General features: G+C 45.1%; 9 protein-coding genes. All 9 read left to right on the top strand.

The features are described 5' to 3' along the window. Positions 1 to 98 precede the first annotated feature (98 nt). The 9 genes from ACQY73_RS20795 (at position 99) to ACQY73_RS20755 (ending at position 23,078) form a co-directional block, all read left to right on the top strand. Entirely contained in the window at positions 99 to 2,567 is a 2,469-nt protein-coding gene (locus ACQY73_RS20795; RefSeq protein ID WP_428654492.1) for an ABC transporter permease, read from the top strand. A gap of 12 nt (positions 2,568 to 2,579) precedes the next feature. Then, positions 2,580 to 4,988 (top strand): ABC transporter permease, encoded by a 2,409-nt coding sequence (locus ACQY73_RS20790; RefSeq protein ID WP_428654490.1) that lies wholly within the window; start codon positions 2,580 to 2,582, stop codon positions 4,986 to 4,988. A gap of 109 nt (positions 4,989 to 5,097) precedes the next feature. After that, positions 5,098 to 7,545, top strand: a complete 2,448-nt coding sequence (locus ACQY73_RS20785; protein WP_428654487.1) for an FtsX-like permease family protein — start codon at positions 5,098 to 5,100, stop codon at positions 7,543 to 7,545. A gap of 119 nt (positions 7,546 to 7,664) precedes the next feature. Then, positions 7,665 to 10,103 (top strand): ABC transporter permease, encoded by a 2,439-nt coding sequence (locus tag ACQY73_RS20780; protein WP_428654485.1) that lies wholly within the window; start codon positions 7,665 to 7,667, stop codon positions 10,101 to 10,103. A 90-nt stretch (positions 10,104 to 10,193) separates the two neighbouring features. Then, positions 10,194 to 12,617 carry an ABC transporter permease gene (locus ACQY73_RS20775; RefSeq protein ID WP_428654483.1) on the top strand — a complete coding sequence of 808 codons (2,424 nt, stop codon included), beginning with the start codon at positions 10,194 to 10,196 and terminating at the stop codon, positions 12,615 to 12,617. 97 nt (positions 12,618 to 12,714) lie between these two features. Then, positions 12,715 to 15,141: an ABC transporter permease gene (locus ACQY73_RS20770; protein ID WP_428654480.1), complete on the top strand. Its 2,427-nt coding sequence runs from the start codon at positions 12,715 to 12,717 to the stop codon at positions 15,139 to 15,141. Between the two features lie 45 nt (positions 15,142 to 15,186). After that, positions 15,187 to 17,532 carry an ABC transporter permease gene (locus ACQY73_RS20765; RefSeq protein ID WP_428654478.1) on the top strand — a complete coding sequence of 782 codons (2,346 nt, stop codon included), beginning with the start codon at positions 15,187 to 15,189 and terminating at the stop codon, positions 17,530 to 17,532. Between the two features lie 143 nt (positions 17,533 to 17,675). Beyond that, positions 17,676 to 20,063, top strand: a complete 2,388-nt coding sequence (locus ACQY73_RS20760) for an ABC transporter permease (RefSeq protein ID WP_428654476.1) — start codon at positions 17,676 to 17,678, stop codon at positions 20,061 to 20,063. Between the two features lie 585 nt (positions 20,064 to 20,648). Continuing rightward, the gene (locus ACQY73_RS20755; protein ID WP_428654474.1) at positions 20,649 to 23,078 is read left to right on the top strand and encodes an ABC transporter permease; all 2,430 of its coding nucleotides are present in this window, start codon (positions 20,649 to 20,651) and stop codon (positions 23,076 to 23,078) included. The last annotated feature ends 55 nt before the right edge of the window (positions 23,079 to 23,133 follow it).

Genomic DNA, 23,133 nt, shown 5'->3' with positions numbered 1-23,133 from the left:
CTATCCGCGTCCCCAATCACTCTTACTTGGAAGAGAGCAGACGCAATCAGGGCGGAGGCAAGCCCCCGCCCCTATGTGTATCAACAAATCTAAAAACCATGCTACAGAACTATTTCAAAATAGCCCTTCGTAACCTTGTCAACAACAAGGTTTTTTCCTTTATCAACATCGCCGGTTTGGCGGTGGGAATGGCGGTTTGTCTGTTGATCGTGCTCTTTATCAAAGACGAATTACGTTTTGACACTTCTTTTAAGAAAGCACCGCAAATCTATCAGGTTAACATTGACGGCAATTTTGGCGGTTCAGAATTGTTGGGCGGCTACACACCGCCGCCTGCGGGCAAAACCTTACTGGCCGAATTCCCTGAGATAGAAACATATACACGTACTTTTCAAATCATGGATCTGGTGGTAAGTCATGAGCAAAATGGCAAAAAAGACCATTTTTTTGATGAAAAGAATATCATGGCCGTTGATTCCAATTTTTTGGAAATCTTTGATTTTGCGCTCCAAAAAGGCAATGCTTCTACCTGTCTGCAAAACACGGATGATGTTGTTATCACTGAAACAATGGCAAAAAAATACTTCGGCGACAGCGACCCTATCAATCAGGTGCTTTTATTCGGCGAACGCCCTCGGAAGGTTACGGCAGTGCTGAAAGATATTCCGACCCAGTCTTCGATGCAATTCGATTTTTTGGTGCCTATTCGCAGTGTTAAGGTGGTCAGTTATTTTGATTGGAGTTGGGTATGGCTGAACGTGAGTACATTTGTAGTGCTTAATGATAAAATCGCACAAAATCCCGAGCGTGTTCGCCAATTGGAGGCCAAATTTCCCGCCATGGTTCGCAAACACGCCCAATATGCGTTCAATCGCATTGGGCAGCCTTACGACGAATTCGTGAAAAAAGGCGGTAAATGGGAATTCTTTCTGCAACCTTTCCAAGACGTTCATCTTCGTTCGGGCAAACTGAGTGTATTTTATGACAATACCGGCGACATCAAGCAAGTCTATATGTTTGGAATCGTAGCGGTCTTTATCATTCTGTTGGCCTGTGTCAATTTTATGAATCTCTCCACGGCGCGTTCGCTTAAACGGGCCAAAGAAGTTGGCGTTCGCAAAACGCTCGGTTCCTTTCAGAGCAGTCTCATTAAGCAATTTTTGTCTGAATCACTGTTGTATAGCTTTTTGGCTACAGTTTTGGCGATGGTCATTATCTCCGTGTCGCTGCCTTGGTTCAACCAAATATCCGGCAAAGCCATTGCTTTCAATAGTCTTTTTGAAGGTGGTTTTGGGTTATTTATTGTGTTGCTTATGCTTGGCACGGGCATACTCGCGGGAAGTTACCCCGCTTTTTATTTGACTTCTTTTAAACCCATTGAAGTATTAAAAACCAATAACATCAAAACGGGTATCAGTCATTTGGTGGTTCGCAATGGCTTGGTCGTCTTTCAGTTTGCCGTTTCTACGGCGCTCATTATCTGTACGATCGTTGTTTTTCAGCAACTGCGTTTTACGCAAAACAAAGACTTGGGCTTAACAAAGGAAAACGTCATTATCATCCCCAACGCACAACGACTGGATCAGAGTCAGGAAGCGTTCAGGCAGGAAATTGCCCGCCATCCCGACATTATTAATACATCCATCAGTACCAATGTGCCATTGAGCGGCGGCTTTGGCGATTTTTATCTTCCCCAACAACATACGGGCGACAAACAGGTTGCGAAAGACCTGACGCTTTACTCATTCATGACCGACGAAGAGTTTATCAAAACCCTTGCCATTAAACTCACGAAAGGCCGCGACTTTTCGAAAGAATTCAACGATTCCACTTCGGTTATTTTGAATGAAGCCGCCGTGAAGAAGATCGGTTGGAAAGATCCCGTAGGCAAATACATAGATTATCCCGGCGGAAATATGCAGCGCTTTAAAGTCATTGGTGTTGTGAAAGATTTTGATATCACTACGGTTCACAACGTCATGTCGCCGTTCGCGTTGTTTCATCATTCTTCTAAAACGTATCAAGAACCTAATTCATACATATTGGCCCGAGTGCGTGGTGAGAATGTGGATAAAGTGTTGACAACCATCGAAAATCAATGGAAAAGCTACGCGCCCGGCACGCCGTTCACGTATACTTTTCTGGATGAATCTTTTGCCAAAGCCTACCAACGCGAACAGCGCACGGGTATTGTCTTCGGCGTTTTTACGGGATTGGCCATTCTGATCGCCTGTTTAGGGCTGTTTGGACTGATCGCGTACATGGCCGAAACCAAGACCAAAGAAATAGGCATTCGTAAAGTGATGGGAGCTTCGGTGCAGCAAATCATTTTGCTGCTGTCGCAGGGATTCCTTAAGTTGGTACTGATCTCTTTTCTGATCGCGGTTCCCGCCGCATGGTGGGCCATGAGCCAATGGTTGGAAGGATTTGCCTACCCTATCGCCATCAGTTGGTGGATGTACAGCGTGGCAGGTTTAGCCGCGCTATTAATTGCAGTCTTGACGGTAAGTTATCAGGCCATTCGCGCGGCATTGATGAATCCGGTAATATCGTTAAAAAGTGAATAAGCAACCCTCAATATGATACGTAACTACCTCAAAACCACTTTGCGTAACCTGTGGAAACACAAGTCGTTTACGCTTATCAACATTTTTGGCCTCGCTGCCGGTCTAACGGCCTGTTTGCTCATTGGGCTTTATATTCAGCATGAGCTGAGTTTTGACCAATTTCACCAAAACGGCTCTCGGATTGCGCGGGCAGTAATGCATTACAGCATAGAAGGCACTTCCAACAAAACCGTCATGACAGGTACCAAAGTCGGCCCGGCCATACGGCGCGATTTTCCTGAGGTGGAAGGTTTTGTTCGGGTTTCCGACCCGGCGCTTTCACAACGGACGGTGGTGGTGAAAAAAGGCGATCTGTTGTTTAATGAGTCCCGTTTTATCTGGGCTGACTCTGCTTTCTTCGACGTATTTTCATTCAAATTATTGAAAGGAAGTTCAAAAACGGTGCTTAATGCACCCAATCAAGTCGTTTTGACTACTTCAACCGCAAAAAAATACTTTGGAACCGAAGACCCTGTGGGCAAAATCATCCGTTTGGAAGATAAAGTCGATTATTTGGTGACGGGCATCGCTGAAGATTCTCCTTCCAATTCACAATTGCAATTTGACTTTGTGGCTTCGTTCATCTCTCTTTCGGCGGCCAAGAACGAAACGTGGTGGAATGCCAATTACATCACTTACTTTTTGCTTCGCCCTTCGACGTCTATTCCGGCATTTGAGGCAAAGATTCCTGCGTACATGCGCAAGCAGTCGGCCGAGACCGAAATGACAGGGAATAATTTTGTGACCTACCTCATGGAACCACTCACCAGAGTTCACCTTTATTCCGATGCCGAGGGTGGCATGAGCGCCGCCGGTGACATTACTTACGTGTATATTTTTCTGGTCATTGCGATCCTTATTTTGATCATTGCTGCCACCAATTACATGAACCTGACCACCGCCCGCGCCACCGAGCGCGCCAAGGAAGTAGGTATGCGGAAAGTATTGGGAGCGCTGAGAAAGCAGTTGTTCTGGCAGTTTTTGAGTGAGTCGTTGGTGCTGACATTGGGCGCGTTGTTGTTGAGTTTATTGGCGGCGGCGGCTTTTATTCCTTTATTCAATCAACTCTCTGAGCGTCAACTTTCATTACAGGTTCTCTTTCAACCCGTTGGAATTCTGGCATTGGTGTCTGTGTGGTTGCTCGTCAGTTTTGTGGCGGGCAGTTATCCCGCGTTGGCGCTGACTTACTTTCAGCCTATTAAGGTCTTGAAAGGCGCTTTTAAAAATACGGCTTCGGGATTGTTATTGCGTAAATCGCTGATCGTCCTGCAGTTTATTATTTCCGTGTTCCTGATCGTGAGTACGTTGGTGGTGAATAATCAAATGAATTATATCCAGAACAAGAAGTTGGGATACGACAAAGAGCACATTGTTGCCTTGCCGATGGATGGGCGTATTACCAAAAACCTGAAGACGCTTAAAAACGAATTTCGCCAAAATCCTAACATTAAAAATCTTGCCTTGGCGTACGAAACACCCACCTTCATTCAATGGGGCGACGGCGTTGAAACCGTTGGTACTTCTAATCCGGTTCAGAAAATGATCACGGCGTTTCCGGGCGATGAAGATCTGGCCAAAACCCTAGACATTAAGATCATTGCGGGCAGCGACCTCACCGAGGCCGACATAAAATTGCTTAACGACGAAGATGATGCCAAAAGTGATTATCGGTTTTTGGTGAATGAAACGTTGGCCAAACAATTGGGTTGGAAGCCGCAGGAAGCCGTTGCCAAAAAGATAAAATTGGGCGGTCGTGTGGGAGAGATCAAGGGGGTTTTTCGCGATTTTCACTTTGCTTCCATGAAACAGCCCATCGGCTCGTTGGGCATTTTTCCGGTCACTTGGGGAAATGTATTGTTGGTCAAAATGACGGGCAATAATATTCCGCAAACGCTTTCTTTCATGGAAAACAAATGGAAAACACTTGCCCCGCACCGCCCGTTCAGCTATACTTTCCTCGACGAAGAATACAATCAAATGTACTCCAACGAAAACCGCATCAGCCGCGTATTCACGGTCTTTGCGAGTTTAGCTATTCTGTTGGCTTGTTTGGGTTTATTCGGTTTGGTGGCCTATACAACCGCTCAGCGCACCAAAGAGATCGGTATTCGTAAAGTGCTGGGTGCTTCTGTGTTAGGTATCACAGCGTTGTTATCAAAAGATTTCTTAAAGCTTGTGTTGGTTGCCATCGTGATAGCGTCGCCCATTGCCTGGTATGCCATGAATGAATGGCTCAAAGATTTTGTGTACCGCATGGAGATTCAGTGGTGGGTATTTGTACTGGCCGGAGTTGTTGCCGTCAGCATTGCTTTACTGACCGTAAGCGCCCAATCCATCAAGGCCGCGCTGATGAATCCGGTAAAATCATTGAAATCTGAGTAGAATTGGGAAAAAGGAATAAGGGGAGAACGGAAAACGGGCTTTCCTCTTTCCTTGTTGCACGGGCGACCCCGTCCGTTCTCCGTTTTTCCCTGTTCCAAAAAAGAAAACTATGATCCGAAACTATTTCAACATCGCTTTGCGGCAAATACGTAAAAATGCCCTCTTTTCTTTCGTCAATTTTGCAGGATTGGCGTTGGGGCTGACGTTTTGCTTCCTGACGTTCATTTGGTATCGTTTTGAACATTCTTACGACCGGCACTACCCTACGGTTGAACGGCTTTATCGGCTGAATTATGAGCTCAATTTTACGGGCAGTGCGTTTACCATCACGCGTTCTCCTGCGCCTTTTGCACCGATGTTACCCGCTCATTTTCCCGAAATTGAGCAAACCACTCGGTTTTATCCCCGAAGTATCAGCGTGCGAATACCCGGCAAAGACCGTGAGTTTGAACTAGAAAATGCTTTTTTTGCCGACTCCACAACTATGCAGGTCTTTGGCTTTGAAACCCTGCAAGGCGACCCTGACCGGGCGCTGCATACGCCATTTTCGGTTGTATTGACCGACAAAACGGCCCTGCGATTATTTGGTAAGGAAGATTGCATGGGAAAACAATTGATGTTGGCCAATCGCGGGCCTTTTACCGTGGGCGGAGTGGTGCGCGCCATGCCCGAAAATTCCCATTTTACCTTTGATTTTCTGGCCCCTTTCCGCAATATCGCCGATGTGGAACCTGATTTTGCCCGTGCAGGAATACTGCAAGTCATTGAAAACAACAAATTGGCGTCTTATGCTACTACCTATGTGTTGCTGAAAAAAGGCGCTAAAGCCGCTTCTGTCAATGCCCGATTCAAGGATTTTGTGCTAAAAAACGGCATGAAGGAAATGCGGGGCAAACAAAAATTTGCGCTCTTTCCTGTCCGCGACATTCACTTAAAATCAACCGTTCAGGGGGAGGTTGTCCCTACGGCTAATCCTGAATTTTTGCAACTGTTTGCGCTCATTGGGCTGCTTATTCTCGCCATTGCCATTGTCAATTTTGTAAACCTTAGCACCGCCGCCCAATTAAGCCGCGCCAAAGAAGTGGGCGTACGAAAAGTATTGGGCTCGCAATCGTGGCAAATCATTCGGCAATTGTTGACCGAAACTTTTTTATTGGGATTACCGGCTTTCTTGCTGGCGTTGCTGCTTACAAAACAGTTTCTGGGCCAAATGGAAACCTTTTTTGGGCGCAAACCTAATTTCTCTTTTGGCCAAAATGCGGAAATGCTCTTGTTATTTTTCGGAGTATTTGCGATGGCCTGCTTATTGGCAGGAATTTATCCGGCGGTATTTGCTTCGCGTTTCAAAGCCACAGATATTTTTCGAGGAACGGCTACGGGCAAAGGAAAAGGCGGCAATTGGCTGACCAAAAGCCTTATTACGCTGCAATTCACGGTGGCGGTGGCGCTTTTGGCGGGAGCGGGCATTGTATTGCGGCAAATCGATTACCTGAAAAATCGCCCTCTTGGCTTCAACCGCGATATGACGCTTTCCGTCCCGTTGTTCAGTCAAAATATGAACAATTTGTTTTCGCCGGGCGACCAACAATTACGCAATCGGACGAATGCTTTTGAAGAACGACTGTTGCAAAACCCTTCCGTCAAAGCCGTAACACTCGCCTCTAATCTACCGGGAACGGGCAATGCACGTCATCCCGTGGCTACCGATAAGATCAGGATTGAAGATGGTGTAGTTCTTCCTGCTATTTCGGTAGATTACGACTTTGTCAAAACCTTTGATTTGAAAATAGTGGCCGGCCGCGATTTTGACAAAACGTACGGAACCGATCATTTGGAAGGATTTATCATCAATAACGAAGCCGTAAAAGCGCTGCATTTTGGATCGCCACAGGCTGCCATTGGACAAAATATTGAACGTGGCGGCAAGAAAGGCCGAGTGGTGGGAGTCGTCAATGATTTTCATACCGAAAACCTCCGTACCGGTCTTTCGCCTTTGTTGATGGAAGTGAGTCCGGGTACATTTTCTCAATTCGGGATTAAAATCGCCACCGCCAACACACCCGCTACGTTGGCTTTTATCGAAAAAACGTGGAAAGAATTTTTTCCGGAAAAGGTATTTGAACACAGTTTTCTGGACGAGTCCATCGCTGATAGTTACAGCGAAGAAAGTCGCTTTGCATCGCTCATCGGCTTGTTTGCCGGCGTGGCGATCTTCCTGTCGTGTTTCGGTTTATTTGGCATGATCGCGTTTGTGGTGCGGCAACGTACCAAAGAGATCGGTATCCGCAAAGTATTGGGTGCAAGTGTGGGAAGTGTCGTGGCTCTTTTGTCTGCCGATTTTCTCAAACTTATCCTCGTCGCTATCCTGATTGCCAGCCCAATCGCTTATTATTTTTTGGACAAATGGTTGGCCGATTTTACGTATCGTATTACTATTCAGTGGTGGGTTTTTGCTTTGGCGGGACTGCTCGCGGTGGCTGTTGCCTTGTTTACCATCAGTTTTCACAGTATTAAAGCCGCACTGGTGAATCCGGTGAAATCATTGAAGACGGAATGAAATGTTAGAGAACGGAAAACGTATTTCTTTCTCCGTATCGCACTACGGCGGCGGACCGCGGGCGATTCCGTCCTTTTTCCATGTTCCGTGTTTCCTTTTCCCTTTTTCCCAATAAATCTATGTTACGCAGTTATTTCAAAATCGCCTTTAGAAGCCTGTTAAACAACAAGGTTTTTTCATTGATAAACATTCTGGGACTGGCGCTGGGCATTTCCTGTTTTATTCTATTGTCGTTGTTTATTCTCGACGAACTGAGTTATGATAGTTTTCATAAAAATGCCGACCGGATTTACCGGGTCTATGTGCATTCGGACATTAACGGCAAAGAAACCAACAACTCCAAATCGGCCGCTGCTCTGGGGGCTACCCTGTTAAAGGATTTTCCTGAAGTGCATGCTTATACACGTATTGGTTATTTTGGCACCTTTCATTTTCGGTACAAAGACAAGACCTTCCGCGAACGCAGTATCTATACCGCCGATTCCACCTATTTCTCCGTTTTTTCTTTTCCTTTTCTGTACGGCAATTCGCAGACAGCACTGAATCAACCAAACAGCATTGTATTGACCGAAAAGACATCCAATCGGTATTTTGGCAACGAAAACCCCGTTGGTAAATCGTTTCTTGTCGACGGTCGTCGGTCTTTTCTGATCACGGGTGTGATGAAAGATTTCCCGCCCAAATCCCACTTTCGCTGCGATGCTCTTTTGTCAATGTCTACCTATCCAGAAGCCAACAGCAACTATTGGCTCGACCTTCATTATACCACATATATTGTCTTAAAAGAAGGAGCACAGGCCTCCGTTTTGGCGCTGAAAATGCAAAAAACAGTGAAGGACTACGTTGGGCCGCAGGTGGAAAAGGCTCTTGGGGTCTCGCTGGAGCAGTTTTTGACCAAAGGCAACGCGTATGATTTTCGCCTGCAACCTTTAACCTCCATTTACCTCTACTCTAAAACCAAGTACGGCATCGACAGCAATACGGAATGGGGCAACCTCAAGACCGGCGATGTAACCTACGTGTATATTTTTGGGGCTGTGGCTTTGTTTATTTTATTGATCGCTTGTATCAATTTCATGAATTTAAGCACCGCCCGCAGTGAAAAGCGCGCCAAAGAAGTAGGAATCAAAAAGGCACTCGGTTCCAAAAAGTCCACCCTGATCGGTCAGTTTATCACAGAATCCGTACTGATGACGGCGATCGCGGTTCTTTTTTCTCTTGTCCTTCTGCGGTTGGTGCTGCCGGAGTTCAACGCGCTCGCCAACCGACAACTCACGCTGGAGCTCACAAAGAACAGTTACACGATTCCTGCCCTCCTATTCTTTACGCTGGCGGTGGGTTTTCTGGCAGGCAGCTACCCTGCGTTTGTCCTGTCGTCGTTCAGGCCGATCGAAATTTTAAAATCGGGGGTCAAAAAGCGCAAATTATGGCTGCGAAATGTGCTCGTTATCACTCAATTCGCCATTTCGATCTCGCTCATCATCGGCATGATTGTCATCCGCAGTCAGCTAAGTTATATCCAACACAAAGATCTGGGTTTTTCGAAAGACCATTTGCTTTCCATTGACAATGCCGTTGTGCTCGGCGATAAGATCAAAGTGTTTAAAGAGGAATTGTTGAAAAACCCTAAGATCACGGCCGTCACCAATGCCTCTCTCATGTTTTCGCCGGGCATTCCGGGGAGCGGTTATTTGTTTAACAAACGCTCAGGAACGGACCCCATTTTGTTTCAATTTCTGGACGTTGACTATGATTTTATCAAAACCTTTGACCTCCAATTAACCCAAGGGCGATTCTTCTCGAATGCATTTTCGACCGACAGTACGGCCGTCATTATGAATGAAGCGGCTCTCAAAGAATGCCGCACCACCGACGTACTCAACAAAACCATTACCAAAATCAGCGATGGCGGTGAATCCAAAACGTACACGGTGGTGGGTGTGGTAAAAGATTTCAATTATGAATCGCTGCACAAAGAAATTCGCCCGTTGATTTTTCATTTGAGCGCCGTCCGGCAGGCTTCGAGCATTTTAAACATTCGTATTCATCCCGACAATGCCTCTGCCACGCTTAGATACATCGAAGACACTTGGCACGCGTTTACCCAAGAGGAAAAATGCCGCTATAATTTTCTGGACCAAAATCTGGCCCGACTCTATGAAACAGAACGAAAAGTCAGTGTCATTGCCACCGTCTTTTCGTTTTTGGCCATTTTCATTGCCTGTCTGGGTTTGTTTGGCCTTGCGGTTTTGGTGGCCGAGCAGCGCACCAAGGAGATCGGTATCCGAAAGATATTGGGCGCTTCTTTGGCAGAAATTGTCTTTACCATTTCGAAGCAATTTGTGCTGTGGGTGGGCATTGCCAACCTCATTGCCTGGCCGGTCATGTATTATATCATGCACAACTGGCTGAACAATTTCGCCTATAAGATCGAAATGAGCTGGTGGATGTTTACGGCGGCAGGCGTCTTGGCGTTAGTCATTGCCCTTGCCACCATCAGTACCCAAAGTATCAAAGCCGCACTGGTGAATCCGGTGAAATCATTAAAAACGGAGTAACGTAGGGGCAGGCCTCGCGTCTGCCCGGTTACATTGTCCCAATACGTCGAATTGGGCGGAGGCAAGCCCCGCCCCTACCATTTAAAAACCATGCTACGCAACTATCTCAAAATCGCCTTTCGTAACCTTTTGAAACACAAAGGCTTTACGTTTATTAACATTGCCGGTCTGAGCTTGGGGCTCACAAGTTTTTTGGTCATCGCACTCTACGTGACCGATGAACTTGGCTATGATCGTTTCCACAAAAATGCCGACCGCATTTATCGGGTTTCGCGTTATTTTAAATCTTCTGATGGTCAAATTAGTCTGCGGTTGGGCACGATAGCACCTGCTTTTTTCCCGCATCTTAAAAATGATTTTACCGAAGCCGAGCAAATAACGCGTTTGCTGGAATACGATGGAACCATGCGTTTGCCCGATAATTTAGAGAAAAAATATACGGAAGAAAAACTGTTTTTTGCCGAGGAAAATGTCTTCAAAGTATTTGATTTCAAGCTATTGGAAGGAAATTCTGACAAAGCTCTTTCAGATCCGTTTACGATTGTTTTGACGAAACCCTTGGCTGAAAAATATTTTGGAACGGCAAGCCCCGTAGGCAAACTTGTTAAATTCAACAATCAATACGATTTTAGAGTAACGGGGGTTTTCGAACCGCTTCCTTCACAATCTCACTTTCACCCCAACGCGCTGCTTTCGGCCGTTTCGCTCAACGATGAACGCCTGTACGGGGCAGAAAATATGCGTCAGGATTGGGGCGGAAACAATTTTGCCACGTATTTTTTACTTCCGCCAAACTATGACCCGGCCAAACTCGAAAAAACTTTCCCTGCCTTTTTGGACGAACATTTGCCCCAATCAAGCAGCGGCTTAAAAGGCTCTAAAACTTCGGAGTTGCACTTGACAAAAGTGCCTGATATTCACCTTTATTCACATTTGGATTACGAAATTGAACCCGGCGGCGACATCAAATACGTTTACATTTTCTCGGCCATTGCGTTGTTCATTTTGCTCATTGCCTGTATCAATTACATGAATTTGGCAACGGCTCGTTCGGCAAGTCGCGCCAAAGAAGTCGGAATGCGCAAAGCTGTGGGGGCATTACGCCAACAGCTGATCGGTCAGTTTTTGAGTGAATCTATTTTGGTGACGTTTTTCGCCTTGGTTTTGGCATTACTTGCTACCGCTTCATTGCTTCCTTCGCTCAATGATTTTACCAACAAAAGTCTTTCTTTCACGAAATTATTCAGCGGGCAATTTTTATTGACTGCTACGTTAGCGGTTTTACTTACGGGCCTTGCGGCAGGAAGTTACCCCGCCTTTTTCCTAACCGCTTACCAACCCATTCAAGTGCTGAAAGGAAGTATTGTCAATGCGCTCAAAAATGGAAAATTACGGCAGGTATTGGTTATCACGCAGTTCGCCATTGCCTGTACATTGATCATTTGTACGAGTATTGTCTACAATCAGCTTGATTTTATGATGAACCAAAAAACGGGTTACAAAAAAGAGCAGATTCTGGTGATGTCAGGCATTAGAAGTTCGGAAGCTGATTTTGAAACCTTGAAACAAAAACTCAAGCAACACTCGGGCATTACCAACGCAGCACATTCCTCACGCGTTCCTACCATCCGTTTACTGGATTCGATGGGTGCTTCGGTTACCAAAGGCGATTCGACCACTCCCGTCAAGACCGAGATCAAAGGACTTTCAACGGATTACGATTTCATCAGTACCTACGAAATCAAAATGGCCGCAGGTCGGGATTTTTCGCGGAATTTTGGGGCTGATACCACCAATTTTATTTTGAACGAAGCGGCCGTAAAAGCCATTGGTTGGCAAAGCAATGAAGCGGCCATTGGTCAACGTTTCAAATACGGCAATCGTGATGGGCAGGTCGTGGGAGTTACCAAAGATTTCCATTTCGAGTCGTTGCACCAGAAAATTGCACCGATGGTCATGTTCATGCAACGTGGCTGGCGCAGCCGGTTGTCGATCAGTGCCAAAACGGGCGATTTGCCGTCGGTCATTGCGCACGTTGAAAAGGTTTGGAAGCAGTTTTTCCCCAACAATCCGTTTGAATACACCTTTTTGGATGAACGTTTTAACGACCAATACCAAGCCGAGCAAAAGCAACGCACCTTGTTTTTGATTTTTGCGGCTATTTCCATTTTCATTTCCTGTTTGGGTTTGTTTGCCTTGGCTACTTATACCGCCGAGCAACGCGCCAAAGAGATCGGCATCCGAAAAGTATTGGGCGCAAGCGTGGGCAGCGTGGTTACGCTTTTATCCAAAGATTTCATCAAACTGGTAGTGATCGCCATTGTTATTGCCTCTCCCGTTGCATGGTACGCCATGAGTCTATGGCTCAGCGACTTTGCCTATCGCATTGGTATTCCGTGGTGGATATTTGTGGCTACGGCCCTCTTAGCTGTCGGAATTGCCTTCCTGACGGTGAGTTTTCAGAGTATCAAAGCGGCATTAATGAACCCCGTAAAATCGTTAAAATCAGAATAGTGCAACCACATAGGCACATAGGGCACATAGAAAAGAAATGAACGAAGTTCAAACTATGTACCCTATGTGCCTATTTGGTTGCAAAAATTAAAAAGCCATGCTGAGAAATTATTTCACCATTACCTTCCGTGCGCTAAAGCGCAGTTGGAATTACACTATTATTAATGTTGCCGGGTTGACCTTTGCGCTGGCTTGTTGCCTGATGCTGTTTTTGGCCATTCGGTATGAATTGAGCTACGACCGTCACCACGCCAAGGCCGATCATATTTACCGCCTCACCTCTTATTCCAAAGATTCAGAAGATGATGGTCGCAATACGGGTGTTCCCTTGCCCGGTTTAGCCGCTCTGCGTACAGATTTTCCCGAGATCAAAAATCAAGTGACCATGGCTTATGAGTTGTATGGCGCTTTGATTAGAGTGAATGACAAAAAAGCCAATAAGTTTCAGGAAGAAGGCGGGGTTGTTGCGTTTGTGGAACCGGAATACTTCCGATTATTTGATTATCAATGGAAAGAAGGAAAACCCCAAACCGCTGTCAACAATCCAAACACCGCAGTGCTCTCGGAACGTGCAGCTCATAAATATTTCGGCAACGTTGACCCGGTAGGCAAATCCATTCGGGTCGAAAACAAGATGGATTTCGTTGTAACGGGCGTGGTGGAAAACCCTCCGGCGACGAGTAGTTTGCCTTTTGAAGTTTTGTTGTCGTTTGCTTCACTGAAACAATACGGAGCCAACGGAGGGTGGGACGATTGGGGCTCTACCTACAGCGGCGCTCAGATCTACATGGCATTGCCGGAAAACCTGACCGCAACGCAGGTAGACAAACGCCTGATACCTTTTGTACAAAAACACATGGAAGCGGAACAAGCCAAAAAGTTTGTATTTGAATTACAACCACTGACCAATATCCATACCGATACCCGCACGGGCAACTCCGCCGGGCGCACCGTCAGCAAGCAAATGATCTGGGCAATGGCGCTCATTGGGCTGTTTATTTTGATCACAGCCTGCGTTAATTTTATCAATTTGGCCACGGCGCAAGCCATACGGCGTGCCAAAGAGGTGGGTGTGCGAAAAGTAATGGGCAGCTCAAGAATGCAATTGGTGCGGCAATTTTTGGGTGAAACAGGTTTATTAACAACGTTAGCTGTCAGCTTAGCTTTTTTATTGGCCTATTTGTCAATGCCTTATGTAGCCGGATTGTTGGATATTAAAGCGGACGCATTGGTATTATCTGACCCTACAGTCATTGGTTTTGTACTTATCTTGGCTTTAGTAACTACCGTTTTGGCAGGGTTTTATCCGGCAATGGTTTTGTCGGGCTACCAACCTATTCTGGCGTTAAAAGGTAAAATGAAAATGACCGGCGGAAAGCAACTGACGCTCCGCCGGGGCTTGATCGTGTTTCAGTTTGCCATTTCGCAAATGCTCATTATCGGCACCATTATCGCGTACAATCAAATGACGTACGTACGAACGGCCGATCTGGGGTATAACAAAGAGGCAGTGTTGACGGTCAATATACCCGAGCAAAAACCCGGACAACTGGAAACGTTGAGAAACAAAATAGCCGCCTTACCCAATGTAAAGTCGTTGAGTTATGGCATTTCAATACCTTCTTCCGACGGCAATTGGTGGTCGGGAGTTCGGGTTGACAACGCCGATAAAGACGAAGATTTTGGAATCGTAATGCGTTTTGCCGATACCTCTTACATTAACACCTACGGCCTGAAACTGATCGCGGGACGCATGTATATGCCGGGTGACACGATGCGCGAGCTTATCGTCAACGAGTCATTGATAAAAAAATTAGGACTTCGGAACCCGAACCAAATTATTGGTAAGTATTTGGCCATTGGCGGCGGCGGAAATACCAAACGACCGGTCGTTGGTGTGGTCAAAGATTTTAATACGTTCTCGCTGCATGAGGAAACAAACCCTTGTGTATTGACTACGCGCCGCAGTGCTTACCATTCACTGGGCATTAAATTGGCAACCCAACAAGGAGGTACCCAATCCATCAGTCGACTCATCAGCGAAGTTGAAAAAAACTGGAATGCCACTTTTCCTGATTTTGCCTTCAAATACGAATTTCTGGACCAAAGACTGGACAACTTCTACAAAAACGAAGAGCGCATGTATTCCCTGTTTCGGTTGTTGGCGGGCATTGCCATTTTTATTGGTTGCTTGGGTTTGTATGGTGTCGTAACATTTATGGCGGAATCAAAAACAAAAGAGGTAGGAATTCGCAAGGTATTGGGTGCTTCCGTTGGTCAGATCGTAGGTTTGTTTTCTTTTGAATTCGTTCGACTTGTGTTGGTTGCTTTGGTGATCGCTTCACCCGTTGCCTGGTATGTAATGACGAATTGGTTGAAAGATTTCCCTTATAAAGTTGACATCGAATGGTGGGTTTTTGTGGTTACGGCGCTGTTGGTCGTGTCTGTTACTATCCTGACGGTCAGCTTTCAAAGTATCAAAGCTGCACTGATGAATCCTGTAAAATCCCTAAAATCAGAATAACCGCAGCGGGCCTGCCCCTACGTATTATCAAGAAACCTAAAATCCATGCTACGAAACTATTTTAAAATCGCATTAAGAAGCCTTTGGCGGCATAAATTGTACAGCAGTATCAATATCCTTGGATTGGCCGTTGGCTTGGCGGCCTGTTTGTTGATGTCTTTGTACGTGCGCCATGAGCTGACGTATGATGGGTTTCACAAACATGCCGACCGAATTGTTAGAATCACCTCTTTCCTGAAAACGCCTGAAGACCCTATTGTAGTGGCCGGCACTCCGGCTCTTTTAGCCTCTTTTCTCAATCGCGATTATCCCGAAGTAGAAAAAGCAGTGCGTTTTCATTCTATTGCCGCTACTATTCAGCAGAAAAACAAGCTGTTTAATGAGGATGATGTGTTTTATGCAGACCAAGCCATATTTGAGGTATTTTCGTATCCATTGGTGGTAGGCAACATGAATCGAGCATTGACTCAACCCAACACCGCAGTGATTACGGAGGCGCTGGCAAAAAAATACTTTGGACATAACAACGTCGTAGGTCAAACGCTTAAAATCAACAAAGTGCTTTATCAGATCACGGGCGTCTTGGCTCCTTTGCCTTCTAATACCGACCTGAAAATCAACGCTTTGTTATCACATGACTTTTCAAAAGTCAAAACGTGGATAATGGATGACATCTCGACATTTACGTATGTCTTACTACGGAGGGAAACGAATTTAAAAGCATTTGAGAAAAATTTAAACGTCCTTAGTCAGCGCTATATACAGCCTGAATTGAAACAAATGGGCGATGAAGGGTATTCATTGGAGTTCCAAACAGAATCGCTGAACGATGTCCATTATAGTCAGGGAAAACTGGATGACACACCCAAAGGCGACAAACAATACAGCTATCTTTTCTCTTTTTTGGCCGCGTTTGTACTGGTGATCGCATTGCTTAATTACATCAGTCTGCTCACGGCTCGCGCCACCGAACGTGCCAAAGAAGTGGGCATCAGAAAAGCGAACGGTGCATTCAGAGCACAATTGATTCGGCAATTTTTGTTTGAATCATTGCTCATAAGCACGCTTTCCGTAGTTTTCAGTGTGTTGCTTTTACAGATCGCCATTCCTATTTTGAATGATTTATTGGCAATAAAACTTCAAACTACTTTGTTGGAAATCAGCATATGGATCGTGCTGGGGCTAGGCATTACTACGCTTCTGGGCGGCCTCTACCCCGCCTTTATTGTCTCCGCTTTCCGCCCGGCCGAAGCACTTCGAGGGTCAGTTATCGGAACCGGCAAAGCCGTTTGGCTGCGTCAAAGTATTACAGTATTTCAATTTGTATTGGCTGTTGGGATGATCGTAGGCGTACTGGTGATTTATCGACAAATGGATTTTTTGCAAACTCATTCCCCGGGCTTTGACAAAAATCATGTGCTGACCGTGCAATTACCTGCTGATTCTCTGGCCAAAACCAAAGGGTACGCATTGGCCGCCACACTACGTCAATATCCCCAAATTCAAGACATTACCGTCAGTTCAGGTCTTGAGCCTGCTTCCATAGGGCCCGCAATCTTTACCTCCACCGGTAAAAGAAGGGAGATCATGGTTTATTATTCTTTCATAGATGAACATTATGTGCCGTTGCTTGGCATGAAAATAATCGCAGGTCGCAACTTAATGCTTTCCAATACTTCCGACAAAAAAGGTGGCTTTCTGATCAATGAAGCATTTGTCAAAATGAGTGGCTGGAAGCAACCTCTCGGCCAATCAATGGAAGGATTTGGCAAAAAGGGCAAAGTTATAGGAGTAGTCAAAAACTTTCATTATCGCTCGTTGCACAATTTGGTAAAGCCGCTGGTCATGGCTTATAATAGTACCCCACCCAATAATCTGATGCTGAAAACCAAAGCTGAACATTTGGCAATGGTGAAGAAAGTATGGCAACAACATTTTCCTTACGACCCTTTTGAGTATTCTTTTTTAGATACAACCATTGAAGAACAGTATGAAAAAGACCGCCTGATGATGGTTTTGTTCAATGCTTTTGCCTTTCTAACGATTTTGGTGTCAAGTTTGGGGCTTTTCAGTTTGGTCACCTTTACGACCGAAATTCGCACGAAGGAAATTGGCATTCGTAAAGTTTTAGGCGCTTCGGTGGCGGGCATTACGGCATTGCTGTCAAAAGACTTTTTGAAATTGGTGATGATAGCGATTGTTATTGCTTCACCATTAGCCTATTACGCCATGAATCTGTGGCTGCAGAACTTTGCCTATCATATTGAAATCAATTGGTGGATGTTTGTGGTTGCGGCCATCCTGGCCGTTTTCATTGCCATTGCCACCATTAGTTTTCAAAGCATCAAAGCCGCGTTGATGAATCCCGTGAAATCATTAAAATCTGAATAACCGTAGGGTCAGGCCCGCTGCGGCCGGGAGCGCCCGCGCGATACCGTTTGCCTCTGCCCAATTCATGTTTGCCCCGATTTTGCGAATTTGGGCAGACGCGAGGCCTGCCCCTACATTTACATTCTTCCTAAACTTTAGAAATCATGTTGCGCAATTACTTTAAAATCGCCATCCGAAACCTGTTGAAAAACAAGGTGTTCAGTTTTATTAACATTGCAGGCCTTGCCACGGGAATGGCCGTAAGCATGCTGATCCTGCTGTATGTTTCGCACGAAATGAGTTTTGACCGCTTCCATCCTAACAGCGACCACATTTTTCATACATTGGTCCGAATGAATTTTGGAGGTAATCAGATACAATTCAATCGACTGTCCAAAAACTTTGGGCCTGCCGTGAAACAAGCCAATCCGGAAGTGGAAGAATTTGCGCGGGTCGGACTTTTGTTTCGGGACGATATGGTTATCAAATCGGACGAGAATCACCATTTCTTTGAGAAAAACTTCTATTTCTCCGAACCCTCTCTTTTCAAAATATTTGGATTTGATTTTCTGGAAGGCAATCCGCAATCGGCACTTACCGAGCCTAATTCTGTAGTCATTACGGAAGAAATTGCCCAAAAATATTTTGGAAACGAAAATGCTGTCGGCAAGACGCTGACGTATAACAAAACCGACCTTTTGAATGTAACGGGCGTTGTCAAAAAATTCCCTACCAATTCTTCGATCCATTACGATTTCATCGCCTCGCTTTCCACGTTCGATGCCATGATGAAACGTAGTAACCCTAACCAAGTTGAATCCGACGATGTGGTAGGAACGGGAAATTACGAAACCTATTTTTTGCTTAATAAACCGGAATCGGTTGCTAAGGTCGAAAAGGTAATTCCCAAGCTCCTCACCGACAAGAAAGGAATGTTGGAAAACCATTCTCAGTTCATGTTGGCGCCATTGGTTAACATGCATTTAGGAGATAATTGGGGTGATTTGTCCAATACCAAGTACGTCATGCTCTTTCTGTGCATTGCGGGTATTGTGCTTTTGCTGGCGCTTATCAATTACATGAGTCTTACCACGGCCCGTTCCACTATTCGCGCCAAAGAAGTGGGTGTTCGCAAAGTACTCGGCGCGAATCGCAACAATCTGGCGTCTCAATTTTATGGCGAATCCATTATCGTTAGTCTGATTTCATTCGTATTGGCACTGGTACTGTTTCAAGTTTTAAAGCAATCATTTTATGGTTTGCTTGATTTAAACATTGATGATTCATTTGTCACAAGTCCCTTGTTTTTATCTATTTTGTTGGGGTTAGTGATGGTTACTGCCTTGATCGCCGGCTCTTATCCGGCGTTGCTGTTGTCGAAATTTTCACCATTGTTGATTCTGAAAGGGAAATTTTCGTCGGCTAATCAGGGTGCTGCTTTGCGGCGTAGTTTTATCGTCTTTCAATTTGCCGTTTCTGTTGTGTTGATTGTGTTTAGTGTAGTGGTTCAAAGGCAGTTGAACTACTTACAAACCAAGAAAATCGGTATGAATAAGCAACAGGTGTTGGTTATTCCATTATCCAAAGAAGCGCAGAAACATTACGCCGCTTTCCGCAATGATTTGACGCAATCGGCCGGTATTCAGAAGATCGGGGCCTCTTCCATGAGTTTATTCAACGGCGGATGGAACATGTTTTTTACCAAAACTCCGACCACGAACGAGGATGTGAGCATCAACAACATGACGGTAGACGAGAATTTTCTGGAACTGTTGGAATTGGAATGGAAAACCAAACCTGCCGAGATGAATGAATTGGCCATCGGCAGCCGCATCCTCATCAATGAAACGGCCGTTGGAAAGCTCAAAATTGCGGACAAACCCATTGGAAAAAAGCTGGAACTATCGAACGAAAAAGCCGAAATCGTGGGTATTTTGAAAGATTTCAATTTTACTTCTTTGCAATCCAAGATCGAGGCAATGATGTTTAAGGTTGTCAAAGATACCACGAGTCTGAAATCGCTCTATTTGCGATTGGATCCCAAAACTGATTTTCAACAAAAAATAGCATCCATTGACCGGCTTTATAAAAAATACGAACCGGAAGTGCCCTTCGATTATTACTTTCTGGACGAAGCTTTCAATAAACAATACCGCGCCGAACAACGCATGGGACACCTGTTTGCGGGCTTTACGGGCATTGCCATTTTCATTGCCTGCATGGGTCTTTTTGGGCTGATCACGTTTACTGCCGAACAAAAAACGAAAGAGATCGGCGTACGTAAAGTGCTTGGTGCGAGTGTGGTGAACATTGTCTCGTTGCTTTCCAAAGATTTTCTTCGCTTGGTACTGATCGCCAATGGTATTGCTTTTCCCATTGCCTATTACATCATTCACCAATGGTTACAGGGGTTTGCTTACCAAACCGACGTAAGTGCCGATATTTTCATTTTGGCGGGCGTGTTGGCCGTCGTCATCGCTCTGTCCACAGTGACGTTTCAGGCAGTCAAGGCTGCGTTAGTCAATCCGGTGACGAGTTTGAAAAGCGAATAAAAAAAGAATCTATATTCCTACTTGCTTGAAAAGAAGCTATAGATATGAATAGTTTTTTCTGAAAAAGTCCCGTAGGGACTACCTGTTTGTAGAATAAAAAATGCATAAAGCTGTCCGGCATGCTGTAGGTATGCCACATTTGGGGTGTACCTACGGCACACTTTATGGAATGGAATCTGATATTGGTGCTACAAACAGGCAGTCCCTATGGGACACTCTTCGTTACGTTATTATACTGCTCCTTATTAACGCTTCGCCTTTTCTCAATGTCCATAAACGAACTGAAAATGTCCATAAACGGACATTTTTTTATGTATTATATTTTATCAATTACTGACAATCAGCATTTTATGTTTTTGGTACGGATTTGGAAATAACAGTAACAGAAATATATAAGAGGTTATTAACAGCCATTCAATACCTCCAACTCGTTATACAACAGTTACTGTTTCATACAGCCATGAACGAATTTTGTTATTTGAACAACCCATGCACGCCTTTGTGTAAGCCCTAAACAAATCCCCGGAAGGAGAGAATGAAGTCGTGTTCTCTCCTTCTTTTTTTCTTGCTCAAACCTCCGAAACCATGCTTCAAAACTACCTCAAAATCGCGTTTCGTAATTTGGTTCGGAACAAGGTGTACAGCTTCATCAACATTGCAGGTCTGGCCATGGGGATCGCGGCTTTTTTGTTGATCCTTGAATATGTCAGCCACGAGAAGAGTTTCAATCAGTTTCATGCCGGTCTGCCAAACATGTATCGGCTGCTGAATGAAGATCCCAAAGGCATCACGTGGGGAGAAGTGGAGCCGGGTTGGGCATCGCGCGCCAAACAACGTTTTCCGGACATTAAAGCCTATTGCCGTTTTGCCGACGGCATCGCTCAAGGCATTGTTAAAAAAGAAGGAGCGAAAGATGAATCGTTCCGCGAACGAAACATTGCCTACGTCGAAGGAAATTTCTTCTCATTTTTCAGCTTTCCGCTCAAAGCCGGTCAAGCTAAATCATTAGCTAAACCCAATACGATTTTTGTTTCGGAAACCACCGCCAAAAAATATTTCGGTACGCAAAACCCGATGGGCAAAGTAATGATTCTTTCGAATCAGTTCGGCACGACTCCCTTTACAGTAGAAGGCGTCTACACCGATATGCCCGACAATTCCGACATCCGATACGACATGGTGTTTTCATTGGAAACCTTAACCATTGCAGGCAATTTGGAAGGCAACGATTGGGCAAACACCGAAAACATTGATTCTCAATACACTAATTTGTTCTTTCAGCTCAACAAAGGAGTAAATCCCACCGCTTTTGAAGCCAAGCTGACCGCAATGCGTAATGAATTGGGCAAGGAAAAAGATGGCGTTCGCTTTCGGTTGCAGGCGTTCAAAAATGTGCATTTGGCGGCATCCCTCAATGATACGCTCCTTACCTTGGGGAATCTCAAATACGTGTATATGCTTGGAGGAATTGCGTTTTTGATCTTGGTCATCGGTTGGTTCAATTACATCAATCTTTCAACCGCCAACTCCCTCAAACGTGCCAACGAAGTAGGTGTACGCAAAGTGATCGGCGCTACCCAAGGGCATTTGATAAAGCAGTTTTTGGGAGAATCCATGTTGGTAAACAGCTTAGGATTTGCTTTAGCTTTTGTATTGGTTGCCCTGCTTCAACCATTTTTCAATGAATTGCTTGATAAACCGCTCTCACTTAAAACCTTGGGTTACAGCACTGTCTGGATATGGGGTTTGGCGATAGTAGTGGTTGGTTCATTGGCATCCGGAGCTTATACAGCTTTTGCCTTATCCAATTTCAATCCCATCAAAACGCTGAAAGGTAAATTGACCAGAACCTCCAAAGGCGCTTTTCTTCGGAAGTCTCTGGTAGTAGCTCAGTTTTCTATTTCCATTACGTTGGTATTGGCTACGATGGTTATTTACAACCAATTGAATTACATGCAAAGCCAAAATTTGGGAATGAATACGCAGCAACTCCTGGTGGTTCGCGGACCTGAAATCGGCAAAGACAGCACGTATAAACTGCGTAAAAACGCCTTTTGGAACGAGCTTACGCAGCAAAGTTTTGTAAAGGATTACTGCACGTCGGGAAGCATTCCGAGCGGTTGGTACAACTTTTCCACGGCCGGATTTACGCAGCCCAACTCCAAATCGGGTGATGAATTCAAAACCTACTCGTTTGCCATTATCGGCGAACGTTTTCTAAAAACCTACGAAATAGGGCTCAAAGCCGGTCGAAATTTCACCGCTGAAGAGTGCAATGTAGAATGGAATCAGAACAGCAAAGTATTGCTGAACGAGCGCGCCATTCAGCAGTTGGGTTTTACCTCGCCCGAACAGGCAATCCGCACCAAGATCAAATGGGACGAGCGCTACCTTGAGATCATCGGCGTGGTGAAAGATTATCATCATACGGGTTTACAGAAAGCCATTGATCCGATCATTTTTTATCCACAAAATAACAACGCCTACTTTACCATTCGCCTGACAGCCGACCGGATGCCCGAAAAAATCGCGGCATTGGATAAACTCTATAAAAATTACTTTACAGGAAATCCTTTCGACTACTTCTTTGTGGACGAGAATTTCAACAAACTCTACGTTTCGGAGCAACAGTACAGCAACATTTTCACGACGGCTTCGCTGTGGGCTATTTTCATTGCCTGTTTGGGGTTGTTTGGTCTGGCTACGTTTACCGTAGAATCGCGCACCAAAGAGATCGGTATTCGGAAAGTGTTGGGCGCTTCGGTTACAAGCATTACGGCTTTGCTTTCCAAAGATTTTCTATTGCTGGTACTCGTTGCCATTTTTATTGCCTCACCCATTGCGTATTATTTCATGGATAAATGGTTACAGGATTTTGCCTATCGTATTTCCATTTCGTGGTGGGTTTTTGCCGCTGCGGGCGGACTGGCAGTATTGGTTGCCTTTTTTACCGTTGGTTTTCAGTCTATTAAGGCAGCATTGATGAATCCGGTAAAATCCTTAAAAACAGACTAATGTTGTAACCAAACGATTGAAACACCTGTCACATAGAACAAATAAATCAATAAAA

Source organism: Runella sp., assembly GCF_965279615.1.
Taxonomy (GTDB): Bacteria; Bacteroidota; Bacteroidia; order Cytophagales; family Spirosomataceae; genus Runella.
This window is presented reverse-complemented; position numbering and strand designations above follow the sequence as displayed.

What these genes read in the sequence shown, in the direction of transcription:
- ACQY73_RS20795 (WP_428654492.1), top strand. Translation starts at nt 99, where the DNA reads ATGCTACAGAACTATTTCAAAATAGCCCTTCGTAACCTTGTCAACAAC.
- ACQY73_RS20790 (WP_428654490.1), top strand. Translation starts at nt 2,580, where the DNA reads ATGATACGTAACTACCTCAAAACCACTTTGCGTAACCTGTGGAAACAC.
- ACQY73_RS20785 (WP_428654487.1), top strand. Translation starts at nt 5,098, where the DNA reads ATGATCCGAAACTATTTCAACATCGCTTTGCGGCAAATACGTAAAAAT.
- ACQY73_RS20780 (WP_428654485.1), top strand. Translation starts at nt 7,665, where the DNA reads ATGTTACGCAGTTATTTCAAAATCGCCTTTAGAAGCCTGTTAAACAAC.
- ACQY73_RS20775 (WP_428654483.1), top strand. Translation starts at nt 10,194, where the DNA reads ATGCTACGCAACTATCTCAAAATCGCCTTTCGTAACCTTTTGAAACAC.
- ACQY73_RS20770 (WP_428654480.1), top strand. Translation starts at nt 12,715, where the DNA reads ATGCTGAGAAATTATTTCACCATTACCTTCCGTGCGCTAAAGCGCAGT.
- ACQY73_RS20765 (WP_428654478.1), top strand. Translation starts at nt 15,187, where the DNA reads ATGCTACGAAACTATTTTAAAATCGCATTAAGAAGCCTTTGGCGGCAT.
- ACQY73_RS20760 (WP_428654476.1), top strand. Translation starts at nt 17,676, where the DNA reads ATGTTGCGCAATTACTTTAAAATCGCCATCCGAAACCTGTTGAAAAAC.
- ACQY73_RS20755 (WP_428654474.1), top strand. Translation starts at nt 20,649, where the DNA reads ATGCTTCAAAACTACCTCAAAATCGCGTTTCGTAATTTGGTTCGGAAC.